A 15,639-nucleotide genomic window follows, 5' to 3' on the forward strand; every position below is an offset into this window, starting at 1 on the left:
TGGAGGGCAGAAGTCTATCATGAGAAGAGAAATATTCTTTTACAAAAAAACCACCTCTCAAGTTGAAAGGTGGTTTTGCTGCCTAACATTGGGGGATATAGGCACCAGTATAAATAAGGGATATTCTATTCAATAGGCAGAAAGGGAGGGAATCCTTACTCCATTGGTTCAATTTAATTACTGATTAGCAGTCATCTTTACTGGTTCTTTACTAACTCCAAAGTGTTGTTTCATGATAAGAGAAGGACCGCCAAGGTTTAATAAATAGCGAGCCTCGATTACTTGTTTCATAAAGGCACCAAATAATCCAGAAAGTCGGAAATTACCAACTTTACCTACAGCTGCAAAGTTTCCAATCGATGCTACAGAACCTTTGTGGTGGTATTCAAACGCTTTTAAGCTTCCGCCTCGAAGGGCAGCGACAATATTTTTTGCACACACATCAGCTTCCTGAAGGGCCACCTGTGCTGTTGGAGGTAATGCATTTTTATCATCTTTCATAAATAGTGAGCAGTCACCAATACTAAAGATATTTTCCATATCCTTAACGCGGAGATATGAGTCAACAGGGAGTTTACCTTTTACGATTGGTAGACCACAGTTTTGAACAATTGGATTTCCTTTTACACCACAAGACCAAATTAATGTTCGTGTTGGAATTTCAATATCATTTTCAAGAATGACTTTCTCAGGTGTACATTCTAATATTTTTGTAGACATATACATGTCGATATTAAACTTTTCTAATACTTCCGTTGTATAGTGGATTGATTCCTTTGGAAAAAATGGAATTACAGATGGTGCAGCCTCGACAGCAACAATCTTTACTTCTTCAAACGGGACCTCATACTTTTTGCAAAGTTTAGGAAGCCCTTCAGCAAGTTCACCCAGCATTTCAACCCCTGTAAATCCGCCTCCGGCTACTACAAAGGTAAGGCGTGATGGATCCTTGTCCTCTTTATATTGAGTTAATTGCCTTACGATTTGGTTATAAATGGCTTTCGTGCTTCTAAAGCTCCGGATAGCAAAAGCATGTTCTTTAATGCCAGGGATTCCAAAGGTTTCAATATCAAAACCTAAAGCAATTAAGAGGTAATCATATTCTACAGTTACGCCGTCCTCAAGTTGAACGACTTGCTGCTTAACATCAACACTCGTGACACTGCCTTTGATAAAATTTGTTTTTTCGGGATTAATCAATTCGGGAATTTCCATTGCAATTTGACGATCGGCTGCAGTGCCAACTCCAGTTTTATGTAATTGTGTCGTAATATAATGGTATTCATGCTTATTGATTAAGGTAACGTCTGCTTCTCCCGATTTTAATAGCTTCTCAAGCTTCTTACTAGTGATGATACCACCGTATCCAGCCCCTAAGATTACGATTTTTGGCTTGTTCATTTTAATCTCTCTCCTTACAATAAGTAAATTATCTACGATATATATTGTGAAGTTGTTCACAAAAAAACTTAAAAAATATAGAGCGGTACGCTCGGTTTTATTGTGAAGTGTTTCACATATCTTCTATATTCATAGAATACGATACCTGCTAGTAATTAACAAGTGGGTTATTGGATGAAAATTTGTCGAATTGGTAAATTTTTTTAAACATATAGGGAATGATAATTTCGTGCAAAATTAATTATTTGAACGAATAAAGAAAAGAAAGAAGGAGATTGAAATGAAAACTAGATTGTTAATCATGATGCTAGGATTCTTCCTCGCCATGCCAGGTTTTACATCTGCGAATCTTCAGACTCCAGATAACAGTGAAAAGCAAGGTGAAAAAAGTACGGTTCCTGGCTCTCAGGATAAAGCAGAGGACAAGGAGTCAGAAGAGTGTGATTGTGAAAAACAAGAGCATAGTCACAAAAACTGGCAGGCAAAAATGGCTGAGCGTGAACAAAACCTGCTGGCATGGGTGGACCAATATACTCCGGAAAAAAAGTCAGAATGGACAAAGGTTTTAGCAGAGAAAAAAGAATTAAGAAATAAGTGGCTAAGCCCCGAAAATGCACAGAAACGCGAAAAGTGGAAGCAAGAAAAAATGGCTAAAATTCAGGAGCTAAAAAAACAGCTAGACGCAGGAAAAATCACAAAAGAGGAATTTGTTCAAAAGGCACATGGCGGCAAGGCAATGGGGAATTGGAAAACCTACCATGACCTAAAGGTTGCGGTTGAGACCAAAAATGATCAGCAGGCTGCAGCACTATTAAATCAATTGCTTGAACAATCTAAACAGCATAACGAGAAAATAAAAGCAATGTTAGCAGAATAATCTCTAAGTATGAAAAGACACCAAACCGTTTATGGATTTGGTGTCTTTTCGATTTCCTCGACATTAACAAGGATATAATCCTTATAATACACGATTAATTCATTCGTGGAGTGGGCAGCTTTTTGTATAACGCGATGATTCCGGCAAAAAAGGGGAATCTCTATTGAGCCGTCATGAAAGATCATAAAAGTAAATTCATCCGATAATGGTGATTCTTCATTTCGAATACTTACAAATTTTCCTTTGAATGTAGAAAGATTTATGATATTTTCCTTTTCTGCATTTCTAGCTTCCATAAGGAATTTATTATTCACATGTTGATATAAATTCTTCAAAAAGATTAGTAGTGCAATAAAACCTGAGAGAACTGTTGCTGCCAAATAGCTTTCTGGAATGGCAGGGATGGAAATGGAAATACCGAAAAATAAGAGGGCAGCAAATAAATGAAAAACCATTTAAAAACACCTTCTTTTTATGGGGATGGAGGGATGGGGATTCATAAAGTTGATTTTTGTAATTATCTATATATTTAGAATACTATAAATAACCGGTTTCGTAAATTTAATTAATCAAAAATCTGACGTCATACTGTTAAAAAGATAAATCTGTGGGAACAGTTAAGTAGTAAAGTAATAAAGGAGGGATTTTAGAATGGCAAGGAATCGATTGCTTATGACAACTGCGGCATTAGGGGCAGCCTATTTACTGAGAAATGATAAGGTGCGGAAAAAGTTAATCAATCAACTTCAAGCATTTGCTGATAAATCACGAAGATAAAAAAATAAGTGCAAGCTGCATAGCAGCTTGCACTTATTTTTTTAGGTCAATTCTTTCTTTTTGTGCCTCTTTGAGGTCATCCTGAAACTCTTCTTTGATGTCATTTGTGATTCCTTCCGTTGCACGCTTGAATTCACGAATGGACTTACCAACAGCACGGCCAATCTCAGGAAGTTTGTTTGGACCAAAGATAATTAACGCAAGAACTAGGATTAAGATTAATCCGGGTACACCAATGTTTGACAACATAACGAGGACTCCTTTTTTTAAGGCTCTTTTCTTAACTCACAACCTTTTAGAAAACAGACTTTTTAAATAACTAATTTAGATTGAACATAATGGTATAAAAGCTTTGCTGTATTTTCAATGGATGATTCATGTGTGCGCTCAAAAGCGTGAGAGGAATCGATCCCTGGCCCAATTAAGCCGTGTACGATATCATGCCCAGCACGAATCGCTGCCGAGGCGTCCGACCCATAAAAAGGATAGATATCGAGCTTGTATTCAACTTGGTTTTCTTCAGCAAGACGTACTAAATTTTTACGAAGTGCATAATGGTATGGCCCGCTGGCATCCTTCACACAGATTGAAACGGTATACTCATCGGTTGATTGGCCATCACCCATTGCGCCCATATCGACAGCTAAGTACTCAACCGTTTCAGGGGAGATATTAGAGTTCCCGCCATATCCAATTTCCTCATTGTTCGAAATCAAGAAATGTGTAGTGTAAGGTAATTGAATGTTTTCATGTTTTAATTGCTTTATCAATTGTAAAAGAATCGCTACGCTGGCTTTATCATCTAAATGACGGGATTTAATAAATCCGCTTGGAGTTACTTCAACCCGTGGATCAAAGGAAACGAAATCGCCCACCTCAATTCCTAGGGCTCTAACATCTTCTGCATTATGTACTTTTTCATCGATTCGGATTTCGATATTTTCTTGGTTACGCTCTGCTTTTCCAGCGTCCTTATAAACGTGGACTGATGTCTGGTGCATGAGAATGGTACCAGTTATTTTTTTACCGCTGCTCGTTTCGATTTGGCAATATTCACCTTCAATCGAATTAAATTTAAATCCGCCAATTAAGTCAATTTTTAGTCTTCCATTTGACTTTATTTCCTTGACCATGGCACCAAGTGTATCCACATGTGCAGTAAGCATGCGGTGCTGACTTGAATCCTTTCCTTCTAATGTTGCAATAAGACCGCCTTTGCGGTTTCTTTTAGTTTCAACATGTAGATCTGTGAGGTATTTTTCTACGTAAGAAATCACTTCATTGGTATTTCCTGAGGGACTCGGGATTGATACTAAATCAACAAGTAATTTCAATGTTTCCTCTGTGTTTTTGTTTGCCAAAGCTAAATCCCCTTTCTGATTAACACTCTTTTCTATTATAACATCATATTTAAAAATCAATCTAAAAACAAAACCTGTCAACTTTTTCGTTGGTTTTGCATAGTTTTGAAAGTGATGAATAATTCCTTTGGAGAACGATTAGAAACCTATAGAAAAGGTAATAAAAGGGATAATTCTAAATTATTTAATAAATAAAGATTTGTGGGAGGAGAAAAATGACCAGACTCGAACTATATCACAAAAAGACAAAGCAATTTTCTTGGAAGGGACCATTTTTTTTCATTCTAACTTTTCTCATATTGACTGTAGGCTTCTTCGTGTTTCGCTATCATTATCAAAGTTCAATAAAAATTGAAGCACCGGAGGAAAATCTAGGTTCCAAAGTGGTTGTCCATCTGCCAGACGGAAAAGAGGTATTTACCTATGAAAATTTTATTTTTGAAAAGGATGGTAGGACTTACTATAAGGGAGAGCGGAACACGATTGATTTAACAGGCGGAACAGTTACGTATGAAAATTGGGAATGAACGTCAAAAGACTAGGGGGACACCTAGTCTTTTTGTTTTTTTCCTAGTTATAGCTAAAACCATCCTTTTTTCTTAAACCAGAGAAACAGTGAGAATCCAATGATGCCCATCAACATAAGGGAAAAGGGATAGCCGTACTTCCATGATAATTCAGGCATATGTTCAAAATTCATTCCAAAGATTCCTGCAATAAAGGTTAACGGGGCGAATATCGAAGTCATTATGGTTAGAACCTTCATGACATTATTTGTCTGATGTGAATTTAGAGAAAGATAATTATCACGAATGTCTGCCGTGATTTCTCTGTTTGCCATCGTCATTTCCGATAATTTTAAAAGATGGTCGTAAATGTCTGAAAAATATTCTTTTCGCTTGATAATGGGTACCAAATGCTGCGAGTTTAACATGCGGTAGAGAAGATCACGCATGGGATTAATGGTATGCGTAAGGTTTAATAACATATACCGTGTTTCAAATAATTTTTTGAGTAGATTATTCATGGGATTATTTAACGTGTTATCTTCAATTTCATCTAAAATATCCTCAATTTTATAAATAATGGGGAAGTAATTATCTACGATTTTATCTAGGATTTCATAAAATACATGATGGGTAGTGAAATTCCCTATGTCTTTTTGGGTGGTTAACCTTCCCATCACTTGAGAGACCTCAATAGAGGGCATAAGGTGAAAGGTAACAATAAAGTTTTCTCCTACAAAAAAGTCCAGCTCCTCTTTGATCACTTCTTTTTCGACTTCACGCACTATATGGGTTATAAAAAATGTGTAGTCATCATAATAATCCAACTTTGGCCTTTGCGGGGATTTGTATAAACAATCTTCAATTGCCAGCGGATGGAAATGAAAAGTATCTGTTAAATGTTGAACCTCCTCATCCGTTGGTTCGCTGAAATCTACCCAAAACCATTTATAGTTATCAAGATTTAGATGAGATATAGAAACTTGTTTTTCTATCGTATTCTCATTTGTTATACCAACTAGGCTCATCATAATAAAAACATCCTTTGTTAAAATAAATCAATATACATTATCATACCGATAACCAACAGTTTTTTCAAAAATGTATGTTCCACATTGCTAAAAGGGAATCTCAATTCGGAATAAATTGCTGAATTTAACTAAAAATAATATTTCAGATATAGTGGAATAAAATAGGCATTCCTTAGATGGAATGCCTGAGTTTTTTCTATAGTGTTAGTTCAGATTTTTTTCGCATTGCCTGCGGGATATATACGCAGAATGGTTCGCTTTCCATATAGTCACCGGTTACCGCATAGGTTCTGGACCGGGAACCGCCACAGATTTTGTTGAATTCACAGACTCCGCATTTGCCTTTATAGTTGTCTGGCTGCCTGAGATCTTTGAATACTTTTGCTTCACGGTAAATTTCTGCTAAAGGAGTTTCACGGATATTCCCACCAACGATAGGAAGCAAGCCGCTTGGCATAACATCGCCAATATGGTTAACGAATGCAAAGCCATTTCCGTCATTAACACCTTTTGGTGCACGTTTTAATCCATCATGCATCGAAGCAAAATCCGTTGTGATCGAATCTTCGTAGCGAATTTCACCTTTTTCAATTAAATGATCACGTGCTTTTTCCTGTAAAACGACTCGGCGGTAATGCTGGGACGCAGTAGTTTTAATATCATATGGAGCAGTCTTACTTAACTGGTACAACCAGCGGAAAACTTTTTCATGCTCGGCAGGTGTGATACACGCATCCATTTGACCACGTCCTGTTGGAACAAGTAAGAATATGTACCACATGACGGCACCAAGTTCTTCTACTAGCTTAGACATCTGTTCAAGATGGTCATAATTGTAACGCGAGATAACGGTATTGATTTGTAAAGGCATTCCCAATTCGTTTAAGTATTTAATTTTTTCAATCGTTAAATCGAAGGAACCCGGCACCCCACGGAATTTATCGTGGATCTCTGCGGTTGGTGCGTCAAGACTTAAGCCCCAGCGAGAAAGACCGACTTCCTTCGCGCGCTGCATTTTTTCCTTTGTAACATTTGGGGTGGCACTAGGAGTCATACTTACACGCATGCCTTTTTTAACTGCATAGTCAGCTAGTTCAAAAAGGTCTTCTCGCATCATACAATCCCCGCCGGAGAATACAAGCATAGGATTATCCATTTCATAGATTTGATCAATTAAGTTAATCCCTTCTTCATGTGTTAACTCTCGTGGATCTGGAGTCAGCTGAGCATCAGCCCGGCAGTGAACACATTTTAGCTGGCACGCACGGGTTACTTCCCAAATCACAATAAACGGGTTTACGTCATAATCGATTTTTTTCATTCCATGTGGATGGCCCATTGCGTGTGGATGTCCTTTACTTATTCCTTGCATACATATCACCAAGATTCATAATATTTTTAAAACAATTTAAAACGATAAAAAATGTTTCTATAGGTTTATTATAAATTTGTCCTTTTCACTATGTATGAAAGGATTGTTACAATATTTCATAAGCTTTGTTACAAAAATTCTACAATTCTATTTCAAAAAAATACCAAACTCTTATTATTTCATAATTTTTAATAGAGAAGGCGAACTAAAATCCTTGGTGTATAAGGGCTGGAAGAATTTCTAGTGTCTGTTACTATAGTGCTTTCATTACCGAAATAGGAGAATTTTTCCTGATTATCCAAATGTTTAAGATATAAACAAATAGGGTCACTCCTTTATGATGAGTGTATTACAAATTAAAGGAGTGCTACCATGAAAAAACATTTACTGACAGCCGCGGCAGCTGCCGGCATATTGTTTACAACTTTTGGTGGATCTGTAAGTGCACATGAAAATGTCTATACAGTTAAATCAGGGGATACGCTTTGGAGAATTTCGCAAAATAATAATGTCTCAGTTACAAATTTAAAAGATTGGAATAATCTTTCCAGCGATAGCATCTATGTAAATCAGAAACTATCATTATTGGCACCACACACGCATGTTTCTACGTACACCGTACAAAAAGGGGATACACTATGGGGAATTTCCTCGCGGTATAATCTAACGGTTGCACAGCTAAAATCTCTTAATAACATGACCACAGATACGATTTATGTTGGACAAGTTCTTACCATTTCAGGTACAGCAGCGACACCTACTCCAGCCCCAATTTCTACTGTTTCAAAAGCGCAAATGGTGATTACAGAAGCCAAGAAATACATTGGCACTCCTTACCTATGGGGCGGAAATACTCCAGCAGGTTTTGATTGCAGCGGCTTCTCAAAGTACGTTTTTGAAAAAGTAGGAATTTCCCTTCCAAGAACAGCGGCGACACAGTTTTCAGGACTTAAAGCGGTTACGAGCCCAAGCCCAGGTGACCTGGTATTCTTTACCACGTACGCACCTGGACCGTCTCATTTGGGAATTTATATTGGCGATAACAAATTCATCCATGTCGGTACATCAACCGGTGTAACCATCACCGACATGAATAATCCATATTGGAAACCTAGATACTTGGGTGCGAGAACAGCATTTTAATAGAACAAACAAAGACCTTTATCTAATTGATAAAGGTCTTTGTTTGTTCAAAAAAAAATCTGAAACTTTATTGTTTAAGAAGGGCTCTTTAACCTTTATAATTTAAATGAAGTGTAAATTAGATTTGGAGAAATCTATGTTTAAAAGAATCCTAAGTATATCCCTAATATTAATTGTCATTGCGATTGGCTTTTTACTAAAAAATGAATTACTTACGTTAACGAAGGAAGGCGGCATACTTTCTATTTTCATCAGTATGCTGTTTGTTGCTATATGTGTCTTTTTCCCTGTGATTCCATTTCCTGTTCTAGCAGGCGTCATCGGCAGTGTATTTGGAACGACACAAGGAGTAATCATTTCCTTATCTGGAGCTATGGCCGGAACAATGGGCTTCTTCTTTTTAAGCAGGTACGGTTTTCGGGATTATGCTCAATCTAAGTTGATGAACTATCCGAAAGTCCAGGAATACGAAGAGTTTCTTAATCGAAATTCATTTGTTGCAATACTAACCTGCCGTTTGATACCCATCATCCCAGCGCCTGTTGTCAACATCATTTGTGGTTTAAGCAAGGTGAAATGGTTAACGTTTTTTACTTCATCCACGATTGGGAAAACCCCAAACATCCTGATATTATCCTTTGCCGGTGCTTCTTTTAGCAGTAATAAGTTATTTTCTTTTGGTTTATATGGTGGTTATATTTTACTTATTTTCATTATTTACGTTCTCATCCTGTATCGTAAAAGGGCAAAGGAATCTCTCGACTAAACAATGTGTTTTACTGGAAGGTCTTTTTCTTCAATTGTAATGACTTCTTTAAAGAAGCTTTTTAAAATAAACCATCGTGCTGGATAGGTATTTATAAAATCTTCCATTACAATAGGAGAGTACTGAATCAAACAATCAAGATAGTTTCTATGTTTTTTTAGATCATGCAAAAGCGCATGCGGAATGGTGTAGTAGTCATAAATTTGGTAAGGATTTAACTTTACGACTTGAATATTATTTTTTTGAATGTAAGGTAATATGGTTTGTTCTTGGAGTTTAATGCTTTCTTCTTTCGTAAGCCCATTTAAACTTATCCGATCATTTATAAAGTAGATTCCCTTCATACCATGACACCTCTTTCTACTCGTGTTTGGTATTGTTATTGACAGCGAACGAAGGAAGTATACTTCAGTAGTAATAAGATAGTAGTTTATTCCTAATTTATGGAAGGTGATGGAGCATGGTTAGTTGGAAAAAGGATGGTTTTATTATTAGTACAGATAAGCAATATCTGGATACAGACGTGATTCACCATTTTTTGAGTGTGGATTCCTACTGGGCCAAAGGGATCACCATGGATAAAGTAAGGAAAGCGATTGAGAAATCCTCGATTTGCTTTGGAATGTATGAGGGAGATCCTGAAAGAGGTGAGGCAAAGCAAATTGGTTTTGTTCGGGCAGTAACAGATTTTGTAAGATTTGCTTGGATCATGGATGTATTTGTCCTTCCTGAATATAGGGGGCTTGGCTTATCGAAATGGATGATGGAAACGGTCGTGGAGCAATCCGAACTAAAAGACGTTCGGAAAATGATGCTGTGTACCTTTGACGCTCATGGTCTATATGAACAATACGGTTTTCAGAAACTCGATGACCCCGAGATCTTTATGCAACGAAAAATATAGTTCTTTTTATAAAGGCTGCCTGCAAATTAGCAGGCAGCCAGTATTATGATGTTTAGGAGAGACAAGATGATTAGTGCTGCGATTCATGGATTTATCTTAGCCTTTGGGCTAATTCTACCTTTAGGGGTACAAAATGTATTTGTATTTAATCAGGGGGCATTACAGCCAAAATGGACAAACACATTACCAGTGGTCTTAACAGCTGCACTTTGTGATACACTCTTAATTTCGTTGGCTGTTTTAGGAATTTCTGCAGTTGTGTTAGAAATCAGCTTTTTAAAAGTAGCGTTGAGTGTAATTGGTGTTGGTTTTTTACTATATATGGGCTATGTAACATGGAAAAGTAAACCTAGTGAAAAGGAAAATAGTGGTCAATTATTTTCTGCACGGAAACAAGTTACTTTTGCTGCGTCTGTTTCATTGTTAAATCCACATGCCATTATGGATACTATCGGTGTCATCGGAACAAGTTCCTTAACGTACACAGGAATAGAAAAGGCGGTTTTTACCATTACGTGTATTTTCGTTTCTTGGTTATGGTTTTTTGGACTATCTGTAGTTGGCAGATTTTTAGGGAAACTTGATCAAACCGGGAAATTTATTAGCACGATAAACAAAATATCAGCTGTTATCATGTGGGGAACCGCGTTATACCTAATGTTTTCGTTATAAAAAAATGTACCCGGCGAATGGCCGGGTATTGAATAAGAATCTATAAAATAAAAGGGGGGGAGGATAGGTTCTGTTATTGAACCTATTACAATAATAGCGGATAAATATGAACAAATTATGAAGGAATAATTAATAGATTTGTAATTTTGTGAAGGAGAAAAATAATGAAAGATTTCCATTGCTGTGCGACATGCAGGCATTTTAAAGCGGAAAGAAAGGCAGATTCAATGGTATATTTCTGCAACCGTTTAGGGTATGAAACCAAAACGAATTATAAGTTTAACTGCTGGTGTCCAAAAAAGAGCATAATAGAGTTAATAGAGAAATTGAAAAAGAGTTAAAAAAGGAGTTTTGCGAAAATGGCAAACACACATATATTCTCACGCAAAGAGGAGGTTGCTAATTCAATTACACATGGAATTGGTGCCATTCTTAGTATTGCTGCTTTGGTCATATTAATTGTCTTTTCTTCCCTGTATGGTACGGTATGGCATATTGTCAGCTTTACAGTCTATGGAGCATCCATGTTCATCCTGTATATGTCCTCTACATTGGTACATAGTTTTCCAGAAGGTAAAGCCAAAGATATATTTGAAATCTTTGACCATTCATCTATCTATTTTTTTATTGCAGGAACCTATACACCCTTTCTGCTTGTTGTAATTAGAGGTCCTTTAGGCTGGTCATTGTTTGGGGTAGTTTGGGGACTGGCGATTGCTGGTACCATTTTTAAATGCTTTTTTACAAAAAAATATTTATTTACCTCGACCATTCTCTATGTAGTAATGGGGTGGATGATGGTGTTTGCTTGGAATCCACTAGCAGCTAAACTTCCTGCTGAAGGGATGACCTATTTGATAATTGGTGGTCTCCTTTACACATTTGGAGCGATTTTTTATGTATGGCGTGGGTTCCGATACCATCATGCGATTTGGCATTTATTTGTTATCGCAGGTACAGTACTTCACTTTTTCTGTGTGTTGTTTTATGTTTTACCAATAAAATAGTGGGTCCAAAGAGGCAACTGGTTAAATGTATAAAGGGTTCCGTTATGAGGTACTTTCTCATTTAGATGTGATCTCTTGTCCCTAATCGAGTAATTAGCGAAAGTAAACAAGCGGAGTATTTCCGGTTAAATGCAAAATGGAGCTCGTTTCAAGGTAAAAAAGCGGAAGTTTTCCGCTTATCCAAAGAAAAATCTCCCATTTTCGATTTTTCGAGTCAATAGGCGGAATCTCTCCGTCTATTAATGCTTTTTTTAATAAAATTTACATATTAAGCGGAAATTCTCCGTCTATTTATCAGCTCGGGTGCCTTACCAGATCTGTCAGCATAAAGAAAAAGACGTATGCCAATTCATACGTCATATTTTTGTGGCTATTAAAATGTAACCGAAATTGGAACCCTTTACTAACATAATCAGACGCTTTTTCTACTTAATTTTTCTTCATAGTAAAGTAGGTATCCATGACTCTTCGCCCGATAAGAAAGTTTGCACCATTATCGGTTGTTCCTTGGTAAGCCCAAGGGACAATCACAGCCATTGCCACTTCAGGATTGGTACTGGGTGCATAAGTAACTAAGCTTAAATTCATTACCGGTGGCGGTTCCTTCCCGAACTTAGCGCGTTCTGGACCATCATAAAATGCCTCCGCCGTACCAGTTTTACCAGCAGGAGAGTAGGAGACTCCGGTAAAACGTCTAAAAGCTGTTCCCCCCGGCTCTTGGAATACCTTCTTGAAGCCTAATTGGACTCGGTCCATCCAAGCAGGTTCAGCATCAATCGTATTAAGGACAGTCGGTTTAATTTCTTGAAAAACAGGACCGATTTCGTCCGTATTATTATCGATAGGCTCACGTATTTCCTTTACAATATGCGGTTTCATCCTTTTTCCGCCATTAGCAATCGTTGAAATGTATTGTGCCAGCTGCAAAGGAGAATACGTGTCATATTGTCCAATTACTAAGTCCATTAAATGACCTGGAAGCCTGCTTGAGCCCTTTAAACCACTGGATTCGTTGGGTAAATCAATACCTGTTCTGGAACCAAGCCCAAAGCTTGCAAACGAATTTCGAATGATTTCAAATGTATTGGGTGCAAGACCTAAGGGTTTATCATATTGATAATTACCTTTACCAATCCGAATGGCTGTATGAAACATATATACGTTTGAAGATAATTTTAACGCATCTACATCGTTTAACGTACCTAAATAAGAATAGGATTTTTTAAGAGGGGTGTCGGCGATTTTTATTCCTGTGTCATTAATGCGAGTACCTGGGCTAATGACCCCCTGTTTAAAACCTGTCAATATGGTAGCACCCTTCACGGCAGAGCCTACATTATAAGTGGTAGTAATCGTGCCAAGTGCATCATCCTGCATTTCTAATTGCCCGGTTTCAGAATTTTTGACAATTCTTTTTCCGGCCATTGTTAGGACAGCTCCGCTATTAGGATCCATTAAAACGACATAAGCCCGGTCCAAAAGAGAGGTATTAGGAGTTTTTTTCAAGCCCCAAAGTTCTTCTTCAATAATTTTTTCTACCGCTATTTGTAAATCCATATCAATCGAAAGGACGAGGTCCTTGCCTCTTTTTCCATCGGTTACGACTTCGGTTTCAATGACATTTCCCTGCTTATCTGTTACCGTTTTTACCTTCGATTTGTGTCCATGGAGTACATCTTCGTATTGCAGTTCGAGTTGGCTTTTTCCAACTCTGTCATTGCGGTTGTACCCAAATGATAAAAAATGATCTAGCCGGTCTGCCGGCAGCCCTTCCTGGGTTTTTGTTACGTTTCCTAGGATAGATTTTATTGTTTGATCGAATGCATAAGACCGATCCCAGTCTGTTGTAGTATCCACTCCTGGGAGAGATTGAAGATTTTCACTGACAATGGCAAATTCCTCAGGTGTGACATCTTCATTTTTGACAATTTGCGGGGTAAATTTATATCCGCTCGAAAATTCCAGATAAATGGCCCAGACTTCCAGTTCTTCTGGCGTTAATGTACTTAATTCTTCATCGGTAATTCGTTCAATCTTTAATTTATATAAATCATTATCTTTTAACTTTTTTGCTTTAAATTGATCTTGTTCATTTTGTGTAATTTTTGCATTCGCTTTTTCCTGATTTTTGAGGATCCAAAGATCCTTTTTTTCCCGTTGGGTCATCTTATCAACATTCTTAACAATTAATTTTGCCAATTTTTCAGCTGTATCCAGCATTTCTTTCTGGCTGGCTCCCATATTCGTGTATGTAATCGCGCGTTTTGGAACATTGTCAACGATGACTCTGTAATTACTGTCAAACATTTTTCCACGGGGAACAGGGTTGTTTATCGTTATATCTTCTTTTCGCTCCAATTCCCGTTTGAAATTTTCTCCGTACACGATTTGAACAAATCCTAGACGTAATATCAGGATGGAAAATAACAAAAATACACTGAAAAATAGCAGATTTAGGCGGATTGGAAAATGAGATTTCTTCTTTTTCTTTTTCTCCAAATTTTTTCACATCCTTGATACTTTTTCGTTAGTATGTCCTCATAAATGAATTGGTAATTATTTATTATTTTACGTTTACATTTGCAGAATTGTAAAGTATTTCCTTTCTAATTAAACCATGGTGTAACTTTCTATTGACGAATCAGCGAATTTATCATATAGTAAGAGTAATAAAATATTTCCTTTTTAAAGGGGAGTAGCTGGACAATAAAGTCGTCATTCCGAGAAGTAATTCTCCGGCTTTATTGGCAACGTGACGTTGTTAGCAAGACCTTTACTGCACAAACAGTAAGGGTCTTTATTTGTTTTTTGGAGGCCTTTACTGTGGGAAAAAGCGAAAATCGCTTTTTCTTAGGTAAAGGCCTTTTTTATGCAGCAAAGGGATATTTTAGAAAAAAATTTACTTTTAGGAGGACTAATTGATGGACTTTTCTCTATTGCTGGAATACGGATGGGTATTGTTGGTGTTAATTGCTTTGGAGGGCTTATTAGCAGCCGACAATGCCTTGGTGCTTGCCATCATGGTTAAGCATTTACCAGAAGAAGATCGTAAGAAAGCTTTATTTTATGGGTTAGCAGGAGCATTTGTTTTTCGATTTGCTTCATTGTTTATTATTTCTTTTCTTGTCGATGTATGGCAGGTTCAAGCAATTGGAGCCCTGTATCTTTTATTTATGGCTATTAATCATATTGTCCGAAAAATAGCTATCAAAGGAAAATCAGATAGTAATCAAAAAGAAAAGCCTGTTAAGAAAAGTGGATTTTGGTCAACGGTTTTTAAGGTTGAATTAGCAGATATTGCCTTTGCGGTGGACTCTATCTTAGCCGCTGTTGCACTTGCAGTCGTGCTTCCAGATACGCCGCTTCCTAATATCGGCGGTTTAGACGGTGGTAAATTCTTAGTTATTTTTGCCGGTGGTATCATCGGTCTTGTGATTATGCGTTTTGCAGCAAATCAATTTGTAAAGCTATTAGAAAGAAGACCTGGTCTTGAAATAGCAGCTTTTGGTATCGTAGGCTGGGTAGGTGTTAAATTAGCTGTTTATACACTTTCCCATCCGTCACTAGGTGTATTAAGTGAAGAATTTGCTCATTCGACAGAATGGAAACTGACGTTTTATGCAGTGTTAGTGGGAATTGCGGCAGCGGGCTGGTTCTTATCAAAGGACCAAGGAGCTGAAAAGACAAAAATAGAACCAAAAGCCTCATAATTTACAACCAGTAATGGAAAACTAAAAGAATAAGATTCGAAGAAAGCTGCATTCAAATCGAGTGCAGCTTTTTTTTGATAAGGCTGTGTAAAAGCTAAACAATGATTTTGCA

Annotated in this window: 17 protein-coding genes; 9 read left to right on the forward strand and 8 right to left on the reverse strand. The window is 37.2% G+C overall.

The window, feature by feature from the left end; all coding sequences use genetic code 11:
* Positions 1-177: 177 nt before the first annotated feature.
* Positions 178-1,401 carry an NAD(P)/FAD-dependent oxidoreductase gene (locus BANA01_RS15680; protein WP_063253729.1) on the reverse strand — a complete coding sequence of 408 codons (1,224 nt, stop codon included), beginning with the start codon at positions 1,399-1,401 and terminating at the stop codon, positions 178-180.
* Positions 1,402-1,681: 280 nt separating this feature from the next.
* Between BANA01_RS15680 and BANA01_RS15685 the strand changes: the two genes are divergently transcribed.
* Positions 1,682-2,278 (forward strand): hypothetical protein, encoded by a 597-nt coding sequence (locus BANA01_RS15685; RefSeq protein ID WP_063253730.1) that lies wholly within the window; start codon positions 1,682-1,684, stop codon positions 2,276-2,278.
* A gap of 29 nt (positions 2,279-2,307) precedes the next feature.
* Here BANA01_RS15685 and BANA01_RS15690 read toward each other — a convergent pair whose 3' ends face one another.
* Complete coding sequence (locus BANA01_RS15690) at positions 2,308-2,733, reverse strand: hypothetical protein (protein ID WP_063253731.1); 426 nt, start codon at positions 2,731-2,733, stop codon at positions 2,308-2,310.
* A 196-nt stretch (positions 2,734-2,929) separates the two neighbouring features.
* Here BANA01_RS15690 and BANA01_RS30625 point away from each other — a divergent pair, with 196 nt between their 5' ends.
* A complete protein-coding gene (locus tag BANA01_RS30625) occupies positions 2,930-3,055 on the forward strand; it encodes a hypothetical protein (protein WP_268875091.1) in 126 nt (41 codons plus the stop codon).
* 33 nt (positions 3,056-3,088) lie between these two features.
* Here BANA01_RS30625 and tatA read toward each other — a convergent pair whose 3' ends face one another.
* Together tatA and BANA01_RS15700 are read right to left on the reverse strand one after the other, a co-directional pair.
* Positions 3,089-3,304: a twin-arginine translocase TatA/TatE family subunit gene (tatA, locus tag BANA01_RS15695; protein ID WP_063253732.1), complete on the reverse strand. Its 216-nt coding sequence runs from the start codon at positions 3,302-3,304 to the stop codon at positions 3,089-3,091.
* Between the two features lie 62 nt (positions 3,305-3,366).
* Positions 3,367-4,416, reverse strand: a complete 1,050-nt coding sequence (locus BANA01_RS15700; RefSeq protein WP_063253733.1) for a M42 family metallopeptidase — start codon at positions 4,414-4,416, stop codon at positions 3,367-3,369.
* A 215-nt stretch (positions 4,417-4,631) separates the two neighbouring features.
* Here BANA01_RS15700 and BANA01_RS15705 point away from each other — a divergent pair, with 215 nt between their 5' ends.
* The gene (locus tag BANA01_RS15705) at positions 4,632-4,943 is read left to right on the forward strand and encodes a hypothetical protein (RefSeq protein WP_063253734.1); all 312 of its coding nucleotides are present in this window, start codon (positions 4,632-4,634) and stop codon (positions 4,941-4,943) included.
* 53 nt (positions 4,944-4,996) lie between these two features.
* Here the strand turns inward: BANA01_RS15705 and corA are convergent, their stop codons facing one another.
* Both corA and BANA01_RS15715 read right to left on the reverse strand, forming a co-directional pair.
* Positions 4,997-5,953: a magnesium/cobalt transporter CorA gene (corA, locus tag BANA01_RS15710; protein ID WP_063253735.1), complete on the reverse strand. Its 957-nt coding sequence runs from the start codon at positions 5,951-5,953 to the stop codon at positions 4,997-4,999.
* A 196-nt stretch (positions 5,954-6,149) separates the two neighbouring features.
* Positions 6,150-7,325 carry a TIGR04053 family radical SAM/SPASM domain-containing protein gene (locus tag BANA01_RS15715; protein WP_063253736.1) on the reverse strand — a complete coding sequence of 392 codons (1,176 nt, stop codon included), beginning with the start codon at positions 7,323-7,325 and terminating at the stop codon, positions 6,150-6,152.
* A 372-nt stretch (positions 7,326-7,697) separates the two neighbouring features.
* Between BANA01_RS15715 and BANA01_RS15720 the strand changes: the two genes are divergently transcribed.
* Positions 7,698-8,468 (forward strand): C40 family peptidase, encoded by a 771-nt coding sequence (locus BANA01_RS15720; protein WP_063253737.1) that lies wholly within the window; start codon positions 7,698-7,700, stop codon positions 8,466-8,468.
* A 136-nt stretch (positions 8,469-8,604) separates the two neighbouring features.
* Positions 8,605-9,234: a TVP38/TMEM64 family protein gene (locus BANA01_RS15725; RefSeq protein ID WP_063253738.1), complete on the forward strand. Its 630-nt coding sequence runs from the start codon at positions 8,605-8,607 to the stop codon at positions 9,232-9,234.
* On the opposite strand, the gene BANA01_RS15730 is transcribed toward BANA01_RS15725, so the two are convergent.
* Positions 9,231-9,578 (reverse strand): hypothetical protein, encoded by a 348-nt coding sequence (locus tag BANA01_RS15730; protein ID WP_063253739.1) that lies wholly within the window; start codon positions 9,576-9,578, stop codon positions 9,231-9,233. The two genes, BANA01_RS15725 and BANA01_RS15730, sit on opposite strands and share 4 nt — an antisense overlap.
* A 116-nt stretch (positions 9,579-9,694) precedes the next feature.
* On the opposite strand from BANA01_RS15730, the gene BANA01_RS15735 reads away from it, so the two are divergent.
* From BANA01_RS15735 to trhA, 3 genes are all read left to right on the forward strand, one after another.
* Complete coding sequence (locus tag BANA01_RS15735) at positions 9,695-10,138, forward strand: GNAT family N-acetyltransferase (RefSeq protein WP_063253740.1); 444 nt, start codon at positions 9,695-9,697, stop codon at positions 10,136-10,138.
* Positions 10,139-10,204: 66 nt separating this feature from the next.
* Positions 10,205-10,810 carry a LysE/ArgO family amino acid transporter gene (locus BANA01_RS15740; RefSeq protein ID WP_063253741.1) on the forward strand — a complete coding sequence of 202 codons (606 nt, stop codon included), beginning with the start codon at positions 10,205-10,207 and terminating at the stop codon, positions 10,808-10,810.
* Between the two features lie 359 nt (positions 10,811-11,169).
* Complete coding sequence (trhA, locus tag BANA01_RS15745; RefSeq protein ID WP_063253742.1) at positions 11,170-11,817, forward strand: PAQR family membrane homeostasis protein TrhA; 648 nt, start codon at positions 11,170-11,172, stop codon at positions 11,815-11,817.
* 429 nt (positions 11,818-12,246) lie between these two features.
* Here trhA and BANA01_RS15750 read toward each other — a convergent pair whose 3' ends face one another.
* A complete protein-coding gene (locus BANA01_RS15750; protein ID WP_063253743.1) occupies positions 12,247-14,316 on the reverse strand; it encodes a peptidoglycan D,D-transpeptidase FtsI family protein in 2,070 nt (689 codons plus the stop codon).
* A gap of 422 nt (positions 14,317-14,738) precedes the next feature.
* Between BANA01_RS15750 and BANA01_RS15755 the strand changes: the two genes are divergently transcribed.
* Positions 14,739-15,527, forward strand: coding sequence for a TerC family protein (locus tag BANA01_RS15755; RefSeq protein ID WP_063253744.1), 789 nt, complete (start codon positions 14,739-14,741; stop codon positions 15,525-15,527).
* Positions 15,528-15,639: the final 112 nt, after the last annotated feature.

Source organism: Neobacillus niacini NBRC 15566 (assembly GCF_001591505.1).
GTDB classification, from domain to species: Bacteria; Bacillota; Bacilli; order Bacillales; family Cytobacillaceae; genus Neobacillus; species Neobacillus niacini.